The following is a 12,630-nucleotide window of genomic DNA, read 5'->3' as shown; positions in this document are numbered from 1 at the left end:
GAGTCGGCTCCGCGCCGAGGATAACGAAGGATGGGAAACCAGATGAAAATTGTGATGGCTATTATCAAGCCGTTCAAGCTCGATGAGGTCCGCGAAGCCCTGACGGCGATCGGCATTCAGGGCCTGACCGTGACCGAAGTGAAGGGCTACGGTCGCCAGAAGGGGCATACCGAAATCTATCGCGGCACCGAATATGCGGTCAGCTTCCTGCCAAAGCTCAAGATCGAAATCGCCGTTGCATCGGAACTTGTCGACAGGGCGGTCGAAGCCATCGCGGCGTCTGCCAAGACCGGCCAGATCGGCGACGGCAAGATTTTCGTCTATTCGATCGACCATGCCGTGCGCATCCGTACGGGCGAAACCGATTCAGAAGCGCTGTAAGAACGGCAGATCAAGGAGCTTTTTCCAATGTCAATTTCGAAGTTTTCCTCCACCTTTGCGCGGGTCTGCGCAGCAACGGCCGCGCTCCTTGCGCCGGCGGTCGCTTTTGCGCAGGAGACTGCGCCGGCTGCTGCTGCCGCCGCTGCTCCTGCCTTCACCATGGACAAGGGTGACAATGCCTGGATGCTCATCTCCTCGGCGCTCGTCCTGCTGATGACCATCCCGGGCCTTGCGCTTTTCTACGGCGGTCTCGTGCGCGCCAAGAACATGCTCTCCGTGCTGATGCAGGTCTTCATGATCACCGCCGTCGTGGCGCTGCTCTGGGTGACCTACGGCTATTCGCTCGCCTTCACCGACGGCGGCTCGCTGAATAGCTTCGTCGGCGGCTTCTCCAAGGCCTTCCTTGCCGGCGTCAACACCTCGTCGCTCGCCGAGACCTTCTCGAAGGGTGTCGCCATTCCGGAATACACCTTCATCGTCTTCCAGATGACATTTGCCTGCATCACGCCCGGCCTGATCGTCGGCGCCTTCGCCGAACGCGTCAAGTTCTCGGCCGTCATGCTCTTCGTCGTGCTCTGGGTTACCTTCATCTACTTCCCGATGGCGCACATGGTCTGGTTCTGGGGCGGTCCGAGCTCCTACACCTCGCCGGCGGGCCTGATCTTCTCCTTCGGCGCAATCGACTTCGCCGGCGGTACGGTCGTTCACATCAATGCCGGTATTGCCGGCCTGGTCGGCGCCATCATGCTCGGCAAGCGCACGGGCTATAAGAAGGAAATCATGGCGCCTCATTCGATGACGCTGACAATGGTCGGCGCCTCGCTGCTGTGGGTCGGCTGGTTCGGCTTCAATGCCGGCTCCAACCTCGAAGCTAATTCCTACGCCTCGCTTGCCTTTATCAACACTTTCGTCGCGACGGCCGCTGCTGCCGTATCCTGGTGCATCGTTGAAAGCCTCGCCCGCGGCAAGGCTTCCATGCTCGGTGGCGCTTCCGGTGCGGTTGCCGGCCTCGTCGCCATCACGCCGGCAGCGGGCTTTGCCGGACCGATGGGCTCTATCGTTCTCGGGCTCATCGTCTCGCCGGTCTGCTATTTCTTCGTCGACGTCGTGAAGAACAAGTTCAACTACGACGACAGCCTCGACGTCTTCGGCGTGCATTGCATCGGCGGCATCATCGGCGCTCTCGGCACCGGCATCCTCGTCAACCCGGCGCTGGGCGGCGCAGGCATCGTCGATTATTCGACGGCCGATTTCGCAGCCTCCTATGCCGGCACGGCAACCCAGGTGCTCGCCCAGGCCAAGGGCGTGCTGACGACGCTGCTGTGGTCGGGCATCGGATCGGCGATCCTCTACAAGATCGTCGACGTGATCGTCGGCCTGCGCGTCAGCGTCGAAGCCGAGCGCGAAGGGCTCGACCTCTCGACTCACGGCGAAGCCGCCTACCACTCGTAACGCCAGGTTTGGGCGCCCGGCATCAGGGCGTCCTTCACGGCCCGTCGCGGCCTATCTAACCATAAGCCGCATTTGGCCCGGACCTTCCAAGGTTCGGGCTTTTTTCTTTTTCCGGGCTGGATGCCCGTCCCGGCACGCATGGTTAACATCGCTTTAACCCGGCTCTGGTTAGGTAGAGCGGACGCATTTTGGCATGGCGAAGCTTCGGTGATTCGCATGCCCTCAGGCATTGGACGGGTTAGACACATGGCAAGAAGCACGTCGCCGGCGATGGATGGCCGTCCGGATCGGTTCTCCTTCTCGGCATTCATGCTGCGGCAGATCCAGGCGCTCATTGGCTTTGCGATCTTTGTGCTGCTGGCGTTCTGCGTCGCGGCGCTGGCGACCTGGAACGTCGCGGATCCGAGCTATTCTTACGCCACCGCCAATCTGCCGACGAATATCCTCGGCTACAGCGGCGCTGCCTTCGCCGATATCGTCATGCAGTTCCTCGGGCTTGCCAGCATCGTTTCGATGCTGCCGATCGTCGCATGGGCGCTGGCGATGATCTCGGGGCGCCGCTTCAACCGCATTCCCGCCCGCATCGGCGCCTGGCTTGCCGGTTCGGTTTTGTCTTCCGCCGTCATCGGCTGTTTCCCGCCGCCGCTCACCTGGCCGATCCCGAACGGCATCGGCGGCGTCGTCGGCGATATGATCCTGCGTTTTCCCGCACTTTTCGTCGGCGCCTATCCCACCGGCACCTTCGCCATGGTCGTCGGCTGCATCTTTGCCGTACCGACTGCCTGGATGATGCTGTTTGCCTCCGGCCTCGTCGGTCACAGCGAAGCGGATGACGAAATCGAAGATGATTACGTCGAGACGACAAGCAAGGCGCGGGTCGTCGGCGAGGAAGACGAGGAGGACGAGTCGCGCTGGGTCGCTTTCAGCGGCGCCATGACCCATGCCTGGTATATGAGCCAGGGGCGGCTGCGCCGTCTCTTCGGCATGGGACCGCGCAAGCGGCGCCAAGGCGATTTCGAATCGCCCTATGATTTCAACGATGATGAGTTCGGTACGCTGAACGAACCGGTCCGCGCCAAGGCGCCGGCCGTGCGCGGCGAGCGCATGGAACCGTCGATGGAGCCATCAATGGGGGCAAGGGCGGCTTCGCCGCGGCGCGTCGTCGCCGCACCGTCGCTTTCCATCGACGACGAGGATGAGGACGACGATCCGCCTTTCGATACCGACATGCCGCCGCGCCCGGCCGATATCCTGCCCGACGACGATGGCGACGACTGGATGATCCGCGCGCCGGCGAAAGCCGTCGGCAAGCCGGAGCCTCGCGTCGTGCCGGCGATCTCGCGCCCAAAACCCGGAGCCCGCGTCGAGCGCGAAGCCCAGGGTTCATTCATTCGTCCCGAGGGTTTCCAGCTGCCTTCGATGCACCTGCTCGCCGAACCGAGGAATGTTGTGCGCGATTCGACGCTGTCGGCCGACGCGCTGGAGCAGAATGCCCGCATGCTTGAGGGCGTGCTCGAGGATTTCGGCGTCAAGGGTGAGATCATTCATGTCCGTCCCGGCCCGGTCGTCACGCTTTACGAACTGGAACCGGCACCCGGCATCAAGTCGTCGCGCGTCATCGGCCTTGCCGACGATATCGCCCGCTCGATGAGCGCCATTGCCGCCCGCGTCGCCGTCGTTCCCGGCCGCAACGCGATCGGCATCGAACTGCCGAACCAGACGCGCGAGACCGTCTTTCTGCGCGAATTGATCGCCTCCCGGGATTTCGACGGCAGCAAGGCCAAGCTTGCGATGGCGCTCGGCAAGACGATCGGTGGCGAGGCCGTCATCGCCGACCTCGCCAAAATGCCGCATCTGCTCGTCGCCGGCACCACCGGCTCGGGCAAGTCGGTCGCCATCAACACGATGATCCTGTCGCTGCTCTACCGCATGACGCCGGAACAGTGCCGGCTGATCATGATCGATCCGAAGATGCTCGAGCTCTCCGTCTATGACGGTATCCCGCACCTGCTTTCGCCCGTCGTCACCGATCCGAAGAAGGCCGTCGTCGCGCTGAAATGGACCGTGCGCGAGATGGAAGAACGCTACAAGAAGATGTCGAAGATCGGCGTGCGCAATATCGACGGCTTCAACACCCGTGTCGAACAGGCCTTGTCGAAGGGCGAGGTGATCTCGCGCACGGTGCAGACCGGCTTTGACCGCCATACCGGCGAAGCGATGTATGAGACCGAGGAATTCGACCTCAGGCCGATGCCCTATATCGTCGTCATCATCGACGAAATGGCCGACCTGATGATGGTCGCCGGCAAGGATATCGAAGGCGCCGTCCAGCGCCTGGCGCAGATGGCGCGTGCGGCCGGCATCCATGTGATCATGGCGACGCAACGCCCCTCGGTCGACGTCATCACTGGCACGATCAAGGCGAATTTCCCGACCCGCATCTCGTTCCAGGTCACCTCGAAGATCGACAGCCGCACCATTCTCGGCGAACAGGGCGCCGAGCAGTTGCTCGGCATGGGCGACATGCTCTACATGGCCGGCGGCGGGCGCATACAGCGCGTACACGGGCCATTCGTCTCGGATGTCGAGGTCGAAGAGATTGTCTCCTACCTGAAGACGCAGGGCTCGCCGCAATATCTCGATGCGATCACCGCCGATGACGACGAGGATAGCGATTATGGCGGCGGTGGCGGTGGCCCGGCCGGCACGTCGAACCTTTCAGATTCGGAAGATCCCTATGATCAGGCCGTCGCCGTTGTGCTCCGTGACGGCAAGGCGTCGACCTCCTACGTGCAGCGCCGGCTGGGCATCGGCTATAACAGAGCCGCCTCGCTGATCGAGCGCATGGAGAAGGAGGGCATCATCGGGCCAGCCAACCATGCCGGCAAACGCGAAATCCTGGTTCCGACCGAAGACGACATCCTCGATCGCTGACATAACAGCCATATATTTCAGAGAGGGCCGCTTTTGCGGAAACCTGATCGCAGCAAAGCCGTTACCTCTGGCGGGCCGATCGCAACGCCTTGAAGACGCCGTCTTTCGGCAGCATGCAGATCGCATAAAGGAGACTTTAGATGCGTAACTCCGATTCTTCCCTCTCCGGCCTGACGATGACGCGGCGCGATCTTCTCGGCGCTTTCGCCGTCGCTGCGATGGCGAGCGCCATTCCCTTCGGCGCCCTTGCGCAGGCGGCGGCGCCCGCCTCCGGCACGGCGCAGGCGATTGCCGACCATTTCTCCGGCGTCACGACGATGCAGGGCGAGTTCGTGCAATTCGGCCCGCGCGGCGAGCAGACCGGCGGCAAATTTTTCATCCAGCGCCCCGGCAAGCTGCGTTTCAATTATGACGACCCTTCGCCGATGCGGGTGATTGCCGACGGCAAGAATGTCGCCATCGGCAATACCAAGCTCAAGACCTGGGATCTCTATCCGCTCTCCAAGACGCCGCTCAGCCTGCTGCTGGCGCAGCATATCGACCTGTCGGCCGGAATGGTGAAGGGTGTCAAGGAGGAGTCGGACCTGACGACGATCGCGCTCGGCAACAATACGGTGTTCGGCAACTCGACCATCACCATGATGTTCGACCCAAAAACCTATGACCTGCGTCAGTGGACGATCACCGACAATCAGGGCAAGGACACCTCGGTGATGATCTTCAACGTCAAGACCGGCGTGCAGTTCGATGATCGCGTCTTCCGGGTTCCCTATGAGAGCATTCCCGGCACGCCGCAATCGCGCGACTGAGGCTTTTCGGTTGATCTCCTGACGCTTTTGCACGCGGCCCGGTTCCCTCCTGTCCGCCTTTGTTCTAAAGCCCCTTCATGACAGTGAAAGGGCTTGCCGCATGAGCTTTTCGATTACCACCTGGAATATCAATTCGGTACGGCTGCGTATGCCGATCGTCGAGCAGCTCGTTCTCAAGCACCGGCCGGATATTCTCTGCCTGCAGGAAACCAAGGTGCCGAACGAGCTCTTTCCCGCCGCGCCTTTGCGGGCCATGGGCTATGATCACATCATCATCCACGGTCAGAAGGGTTATCACGGCGTGGCGATCGCCTCGCGCATTCCGCTGACCGAAGATCACCGGCAGGATTACTGCGGCGTCGGCGACGCCCGCCACATATCGGCGATCTTCGAACGCGGCAACCGCCGCATCCGGCTGCACAATTTTTACGTCCCGGCCGGCGGCGACGAGCCGGACCGGACGATCAATCCGAAATTCGGCCATAAACTCGATTTCATCGAGGAGATGAAGCTTTTGAAGGCCAATGGCGAGGCCAATACTTCGGCCATCCTAGTCGGGGATCTCAACATCGCGCCGCTGGAACACGACGTCTGGTCGCACAAGCAGTTGCTGAAGATCGTCAGCCATACGCCCGTCGAAACCGACGGGCTGCTCGAGGTGATGCGACGCGGCGCCTGGCTCGATCTCATGCGCCAGCATGTGCCGATCAGCGAGAAGCTCTACACCTGGTGGAGCTATCGCGCCAAGGATTGGGAAGCGGCCGACCGCGGCCGGCGGCTCGACCACATCTGGTCCTCATCGGATCTCGGGCCGCATCTCAAGCGCATCGATATCCTGAAGGAAGCGCGCGGCTGGGACCGGCCTTCCGACCATGTGCCGGTGACGGCGCATTTCGATCTCTGATGCAGTGGATTCTTCAGGAGTTCGAGGACCATCACAAGCTTGCCGAGGCACTCGACCGGCTCGGTATCCGCTACACTTGGCACAGGGTCGTTCCGTTCATCGGCGAGCTTATTCCCGAGCCGGTTGTCGCCGATCCCAGCGCGGTGGTGATGTTCGGTTCCTACACGCTCTGGAGAAACGCCGAGACGAACGGCTACCGGCCGGGCATGTTCAAACTGCGTCCGTTTGTCCAGGAAAAGGTGTGGCATCCCTACCTACTCAACGGCGCCGATGCGTTGTTCCTGACGCTCCGCGAGGTTCCCGCGCGTCTGGCTGACGATGGGCGGGAATGGTTCCTGCGTCCCGTCGACGACAGCAAGGAAGAGCCCGGCAACGTGAAATCGGCCGGCGAGATCGTCCGTATGGCCGAGAGGGTCCTGGCGCTCGACGAAGATGAGATCCCGGCGGGATCGCTGCGCCATAACACGCTGCTGATGTTCACCAAGCCTGTCCGCATCCTGCGCGAATGGCGTCTCTGGGTCGTCAATGACAGGATCGTCACCTATTCGCTTTACAAAGAAGGATCGCGCGTCATCCACCGTCATGAGATCGATGACGACGCGCTCGAATTCGGGCAGCGGATGGCCGATCTCAATCCGGGCTACTCTCCGGCCTATGTCATTGACGTCTGCCGTACAGAAGAGGGCCTGAAGCTCCTCGAGACGAACTGTCTCAATGCTGCCGGCTTCTACGCCGCGGACCTCACAAAGCTCGCCGCAGCGATCGATGGCCTCGTCTGCGACTGACGTTTTTTCAGTTGTATCCAGGTGGATCAGCTGAACCGGTGGAACTGGCTTGCGGCCTTGGCGGCAAGTTCGACGAGATTGTCGCGGATGCGATTTTCGATCAGACGGGCCGCATCAGGATATTCCTCGAGCAGCCGGTGGAAGAGGGCGCGGGTGATGCGGATGATGTTCGTGTCCTCACGCGCGATCGCGGTGAACTTGCGCTCGACCAGCGTCACCAGCGCCAGCTCGGAAATCAGCGTGCCGGGTCCGGCAACCGCATCGGTCCGCTGCATGCCGTCGCTGCTCGTCGTGCTGAGTGCCAGGCTGCCGCTCAAGACGACATAGGCGCTCTCGGCCGGCGCGCCCTGGCGAAACAGCATCTGGCCGGCCGCGATCATGCGCCGGTCGGCGCCGAAGGCGATCAGGCGCAGCTGGTCCTCGCTCATGTCCTTGAACAGCGGAAGCTGCGAGAGCAGATGAATGTCGTCCGTCAGCGCCATGTGGGCTTTTCGCCTTAGAGCAATTCCAACAAAACTGCCGAGCGGCTTGTGTGCGGAACTGCGTGAAAACAAAGAGATAGAGGATTACCGTGATTCGGAGAAAACGGAAATTCTCCAGAGCATCATGCCGAAAGGCGTGAGTGGCTTTCGGGCGACATCATGTTCCAACTCTTTCATTGAGAACAGGATTCAGATTTCAGGCCGAGCTGGCCTAATATCATCCTGTTCTAGGGGATGATCTTGTAGCCGCCGTTTTCCGTCACCAGGATTTCGGCGTTAGAGGGATCGCGCTCGATCTTCTGGCGCAGCCGGTAGACGTGGGTTTCCAGCGTATGTGTGGTCACGCCGGAATTATAGCCCCAGACCTCTTCGAGAAGCACGTCGCGGGTGACGACCTTCTGTTCGGCGCGGTAGAGATAGCGGATGATTGCCGCTTCCTTTTCGGTCAGGCGGATCTTCTGGCCGTTGTCGGTGGTCAGCAGCTTCTGGCTCGGCTTGAAGAGATAGGGGCCGACGGTAAAGGTGGCGTCCTCGCTCTGCTCGTGCTGGCGCAGTTGCACGCGGATGCGCGCCAGCAGTACGGCGAAGCGGAAGGGTTTGGTGACATAATCGTTGGCGCCGGCCTCGAGGCCGAGGATCGTATCGGAATCCGTATCATGGCCGGTCAGCATGATGATCGGCGCCTTGAAGCCGCCCTTGCGCAGGAGCTTCACCGCTTCGCGGCCATCCATGTCAGGCAGGCCGACATCCATGATCAACAGATCGACCGGCGTCGAACGGGCGGTCGCAACACCCTTGCCGGCGTTGGCTTCCTGCAGAACCGTGAATTCCTCATAAAGCGACAACTGCTCCGTCAGCGTCTGCCGAAGGTCTTCGTCGTCATCCACCAAAAGAATGGTGCGTGCAGTCATGCCGTTGCGTCCTCATGTTAGGTCCCCTAGTCCTACGCCAAATTGTAGGTTTGGCAAGGATCGGCCGGCGGGGCTGTTGCCGGGCATGTTTGCATATGATTTCAATCAAAGCCTCAGGCAATGCAAGACATGCGAGAAAAATGGAAAAAGCAAGGCGAAAGCCGAGAGTTAGGCCGTTGACGGTCGTGGTGCGCCCGGCACCAGGGAGAAAGAGCCGCGCGATCGTCCGGCTCGGCGCGATCATCGTGCCTGCCGCGATCGGCCGCTCCGGCCGCACCGTCCTGAAACGCGAGGGCGATGGCGCCACGCCGATCACATCGATGAAACTGCTGTCAGGCTTCCGGCGCGGCGAGCGGAACGGCCGGCTCGCCACTGCGCTTCCCATCCGCCGCATCGTCGCCGGCATGCTCTGGTGCGACCAGTCCGGCGATGCCAATTACAACCGCCTCGTCAGAGCGCCGTTCGGTGCCAGTCACGAGGAGATGCGGCGCAGCGACGGGCTCTACGATATCTGCCTGGTGATGGACTGGAATATCTCCCCGCGGGCGCGCAACCGCGGCTCGGCGATTTTCTTCCATCTCATCCGGCCGGGCTACGAGCCGACGGCCGGCTGCGTGGCGGTGAGCCTCGGCGACATGCGCCGCCTCCTGCCGCATCTTCGCAAGGGGACAATTGTCCGGGTGGTCTGATTGTCTTCCGGATGCGGCTGCCTATATCTTTTCGGTGACCGAACGCTCAGGCTGAGATGCGTTCCGGGGACGCCCCGCGTGCGGGCGCAATTTATGCCTCGTCCAATTTTTCAAACTCCCGGAGATATATTGTGACCACTCAACCCATCATCACTTTCCATGACGGACATTCCATTCCGCAGGTCGGGCTCGGCGTCTGGCAGACACCGCAGGAGATTGCCGCTCCGACCGTACGCACAGCCATTGCCGCCGGCTACCGCCATATCGATACAGCGTCCGGTTACGACAATGAGGAGGGTGTCGGCGAAGGCATCCGATCCTCCGGCCTCGACCGCAAGGACATCTTCGTCACCACCAAGCTCAGAAACACCGACCAGGGCTACGACAATACGCTGCGTGCCTTCGACGGCAGCCTGAAGAAGCTCGGATTAGACTATGTCGACCTTTATCTCGTACACTGGCCGTCGCCACATCGAGGCCTCTACACCGAAACCTGGAAGGCGTTCGTTCGCATCAAGGAAGAGGGGCGCGCCCGCTCGATCGGTGTGTCAAATTTCTATCCTGAGCATCTGGAGCGGATCATCGGCGAAACCGGAGTCGTTCCTGTTATCAACCAGATCGAGCTGCATCCCGATTTCCAGCAGAAGGCGGCGCAAGAGGCGCACAAGAAACTGAACATCGCCACCGAATCCTGGAGCCCGCTCGGCCAGGGGCAGTTCATCTCGAACCCTGTCATCGGCGAGATCGCCAGGAAACATCGGAAGACGCCGGCTCAGGTCATTATCCGCTGGCACGTCGACACCGGCCTCGTCGTTATTCCGAAGTCGGTGACACCGTCGCGCATCGAGGAGAATTTCCAGGTGTTCGATTTCAAGCTCGATGCCGATGACATGGCGGCGATCGCCAAGCTCGACAGCGCCGGCGCGCGCATGGGACCGGACCCGATGACAGCGGCGTTCTGACCGCCCTTCCGATCATCAGCGGCCGCTCCGAGGGAAGGATACTCGCCGCGGCCGCCGACGACGAGACATGCAGCCGTCGAGTCAATAATTGCAGCCCGATCCGTTGGTCGGGGCAAAGCCATAGTCGCAGCTATTGCTCCTGGGCTGCGACCGTCCGATCGAGCCCGTATAATCGTCAAAGGCGCGCGAGGGATACCAATAACCGTTGGAACTCTTGATATAACCGGGCCGGGCCCTGTCATAGCCGCGATATCCATTGAGAGACGGTATCTTGCTTCGCGCGACCTGTTGCAGCAGGCCGGAGGGCGTTATGACCGGAGGGATCGCCGAATGGATCGGCGCGGCGCCGGCGGCCTCGTTCGATGCCAGCGAGGTAAGCGCGATCAAGCTGGTTTGCAGTAAACGCCTTACTATTCTCTGCCTCATGGCCATTCCCCCATTGGCGCGGAATTCGCCGAAGCCTGAACGCTATTTATCGCGTATCGCGCCCTAAGCCGATGAGGCCATAGGCATTTCCGGGTGTCGATTGCCCGAAAGGATGAAATCGGGAACACGGCCCATGCACAAACGGGCTCGCCCGCTGATTCACAACGCCCGGAAACGGAGGCGCCGCTGCCATGAAATACGAAGCCGCCCGGTGCGCTCTGCGCATCGGGCGGCTCTCATTCTCGTTCCGAGGGATGACGGATCAATTCCACTCGCGGATATCGACGAAGTGACCGGCGATTGCCGCGGCGGCGGCCATTGCCGGCGAGACGAGGTGCGTGCGGCCCTTGAAGCCCTGACGGCCTTCGAAGTTGCGGTTCGAGGTGGAGGCGCAGCGTTCGCCCGGCTTCAGGCGGTCGTCGTTCATGGCGAGGCACATCGAGCAGCCAGGCTCGCGCCAATCGAAGCCCGCGGCCTTGAAGATCTTGTCGAGGCCTTCGGCTTCCGCCTGTTCCTTGACGAGGCCTGAACCTGGGACGATCATCGCGTTCACCGTCGCGGCAACGGTCTTGCCTTCGACCACTTTGGCGGCGGCGCGCAGATCCTCGATGCGGCCGTTGGTGCAGGAGCCGATGAAGACGCGGTCGACGTTGATGTCGGTCATTTTCGTGCCCGGCTTCAGGCCCATGTAATCGAGGGCGCGCCACTTGGAAGCGCGCTTCGTCTCGTCCTGGATTTCGTCGGGGTTCGGCACGGTGCCCTGGACCGAGACGACGTCCTCAGGTGAAGAGCCCCAGGAAACGATCGGCGGCAATTCGGCGGCGTTCAGCTTGACGACGCGATCAAAATGGGCGCCTTCGTCCGATTTCAGCGTCTTCCAGTAGGCGATCGCCTGTTCCAGCGCTTCGCCCTTCGGCGCGCGCGGCTTGCCCTTGATATATTCGAAGGTGACTTCGTCGGGGGCGATCAGGCCGGCACGGGCGCCGCCTTCGATCGACATGTTGCAGATCGTCATGCGCCCTTCCATCGACAGCGAGCGGATCGCTTCGCCGGCATATTCGATGACGTAGCCGGTGCCGCCCGCCGTGCCGATCTCGCCGATGATGGCAAGAACGATGTCCTTGGCGGTGACGCCTGCCGGTAGCTGGCCGTCGACCTGCACCAGCATGTTCTTGGCCTTCTTCTGGATCAGCGTCTGGGTGGCGAGAACATGCTCGACCTCAGACGTGCCGATGCCGTGGGCGAGCGAGCCGAAAGCACCATGGGTGGAGGTGTGGCTGTCGCCGCAGACGATCGTCATGCCGGGCAGGGTGAAGCCCTGTTCCGGCCCGATGATGTGGACGATGCCCTGGCGCTTGTCGTTCTCGGAATAATATTCGACATTGAACTCGGCGGCATTCTTGGCGAGCTGCTCGACCTGAATGCGACTTTCTTCGTTCTTGATGCCGAGATGGCGGTCGGCCGAGGTCGGAACGTTGTGGTCGACGACGGCGAGCGTCTTTTCTGGCGCGCGGACCTTGCGGCCGCTCATGCGCAGGCCTTCGAAGGCCTGCGGCGAGGTGACTTCGTGGACCAGGTGGCGGTCGATGTAGAGAAGACAGGTTCCGTCGGCCTGTTCGTCGACCAGGTGGTCGTCCCAGATCTTGTCGTAGAGGGTACGCGGTGCGCTCATGGCGTTAAGTCCGTTTTTTGGAAGCTTTGGAAAATCGGAAAAAGCGGATCAGGCTCCGCCGGCCGTCATTCGATCAACGAAGTCGGCTGTTGAGCGCACCGGATACGCATGCGAAAAACCGGGCCGGCAGGCGATAGTGGTCCTGCAGCACGAAAATATGCGCGCCAGTGCATCTGAACTTGGATTCCATCGCCCGCATATAGCGATTTTTGAACGAAACGGC

General features: G+C 61.5%; 12 protein-coding genes. 8 read left to right on the top strand and 4 right to left on the bottom strand.

The genetic code is table 11. The features are described 5' to 3' along the window. Positions 1-30 precede the first annotated feature (30 nt). The 6 genes from J2J99_RS21175 (at position 31) to J2J99_RS21150 (ending at position 7,265) form a co-directional block, all read left to right on the top strand. Positions 31-381 (top strand): P-II family nitrogen regulator, encoded by a 351-nt coding sequence (locus J2J99_RS21175; protein ID WP_003543684.1) that lies wholly within the window; start codon positions 31-33, stop codon positions 379-381. A gap of 27 nt (positions 382-408) precedes the next feature. Further along, positions 409-1,833, top strand: a complete 1,425-nt coding sequence (locus J2J99_RS21170; RefSeq protein ID WP_168294988.1) for an ammonium transporter — start codon at positions 409-411, stop codon at positions 1,831-1,833. Positions 1,834-2,079: 246 nt separating this feature from the next. Further along, a complete protein-coding gene (locus J2J99_RS21165; protein WP_168294987.1) occupies positions 2,080-4,767 on the top strand; it encodes an FtsK/SpoIIIE family DNA translocase in 2,688 nt (895 codons plus the stop codon). Between the two features lie 140 nt (positions 4,768-4,907). Further along, entirely contained in the window at positions 4,908-5,576 is a 669-nt protein-coding gene (locus J2J99_RS21160) for an outer membrane lipoprotein carrier protein LolA (protein ID WP_168294986.1), read from the top strand. Between the two features lie 100 nt (positions 5,577-5,676). Further along, the gene (locus J2J99_RS21155; RefSeq protein WP_168294985.1) at positions 5,677-6,480 is read left to right on the top strand and encodes an exodeoxyribonuclease III; all 804 of its coding nucleotides are present in this window, start codon (positions 5,677-5,679) and stop codon (positions 6,478-6,480) included. Then, on the top strand, positions 6,480-7,265 hold the full coding sequence (locus tag J2J99_RS21150; protein ID WP_168294984.1) for an ATP-grasp domain-containing protein: 786 nt from the start codon (positions 6,480-6,482) through the stop codon (positions 7,263-7,265). The genes J2J99_RS21155 and J2J99_RS21150 overlap by 1 nt, the downstream gene beginning before the upstream one ends. Before the next feature lie 26 nt (positions 7,266-7,291). Here the strand turns inward: J2J99_RS21150 and J2J99_RS21145 are convergent, their stop codons facing one another. After that, a complete protein-coding gene (locus tag J2J99_RS21145) occupies positions 7,292-7,747 on the bottom strand; it encodes a cyclic nucleotide-binding domain-containing protein (RefSeq protein WP_168294983.1) in 456 nt (151 codons plus the stop codon). A gap of 227 nt (positions 7,748-7,974) precedes the next feature. Continuing rightward, positions 7,975-8,658, bottom strand: coding sequence for a response regulator transcription factor (locus J2J99_RS21140; protein ID WP_011427159.1), 684 nt, complete (start codon positions 8,656-8,658; stop codon positions 7,975-7,977). A gap of 140 nt (positions 8,659-8,798) precedes the next feature. On the opposite strand from J2J99_RS21140, the gene J2J99_RS21135 reads away from it, so the two are divergent. Both J2J99_RS21135 and J2J99_RS21130 read left to right on the top strand, forming a co-directional pair. Then, positions 8,799-9,347 carry a L,D-transpeptidase family protein gene (locus tag J2J99_RS21135; RefSeq protein ID WP_168294982.1) on the top strand — a complete coding sequence of 183 codons (549 nt, stop codon included), beginning with the start codon at positions 8,799-8,801 and terminating at the stop codon, positions 9,345-9,347. A 131-nt stretch (positions 9,348-9,478) separates the two neighbouring features. Further along, positions 9,479-10,309: an aldo/keto reductase gene (locus J2J99_RS21130; protein WP_168294981.1), complete on the top strand. Its 831-nt coding sequence runs from the start codon at positions 9,479-9,481 to the stop codon at positions 10,307-10,309. A gap of 81 nt (positions 10,310-10,390) precedes the next feature. Here J2J99_RS21130 and J2J99_RS21125 read toward each other — a convergent pair whose 3' ends face one another. Then, the gene (locus J2J99_RS21125; RefSeq protein WP_168294980.1) at positions 10,391-10,735 is read right to left on the bottom strand and encodes a cell surface protein; all 345 of its coding nucleotides are present in this window, start codon (positions 10,733-10,735) and stop codon (positions 10,391-10,393) included. Positions 10,736-10,997: 262 nt separating this feature from the next. Beyond that, the gene (gene leuC, locus J2J99_RS21120; RefSeq protein WP_168294979.1) at positions 10,998-12,407 is read right to left on the bottom strand and encodes a 3-isopropylmalate dehydratase large subunit; all 1,410 of its coding nucleotides are present in this window, start codon (positions 12,405-12,407) and stop codon (positions 10,998-11,000) included. Between the last annotated feature and the right edge of the window lie 223 nt (positions 12,408-12,630).

This window comes from Rhizobium binae, from assembly GCF_017357225.1.
Classification (GTDB): Bacteria; Pseudomonadota; Alphaproteobacteria; order Rhizobiales; family Rhizobiaceae; genus Rhizobium; species Rhizobium binae.
The sequence above is the reverse complement of the archived record's forward strand: the minus strand, read 5'-3'. Positions and strand labels throughout refer to the sequence as shown.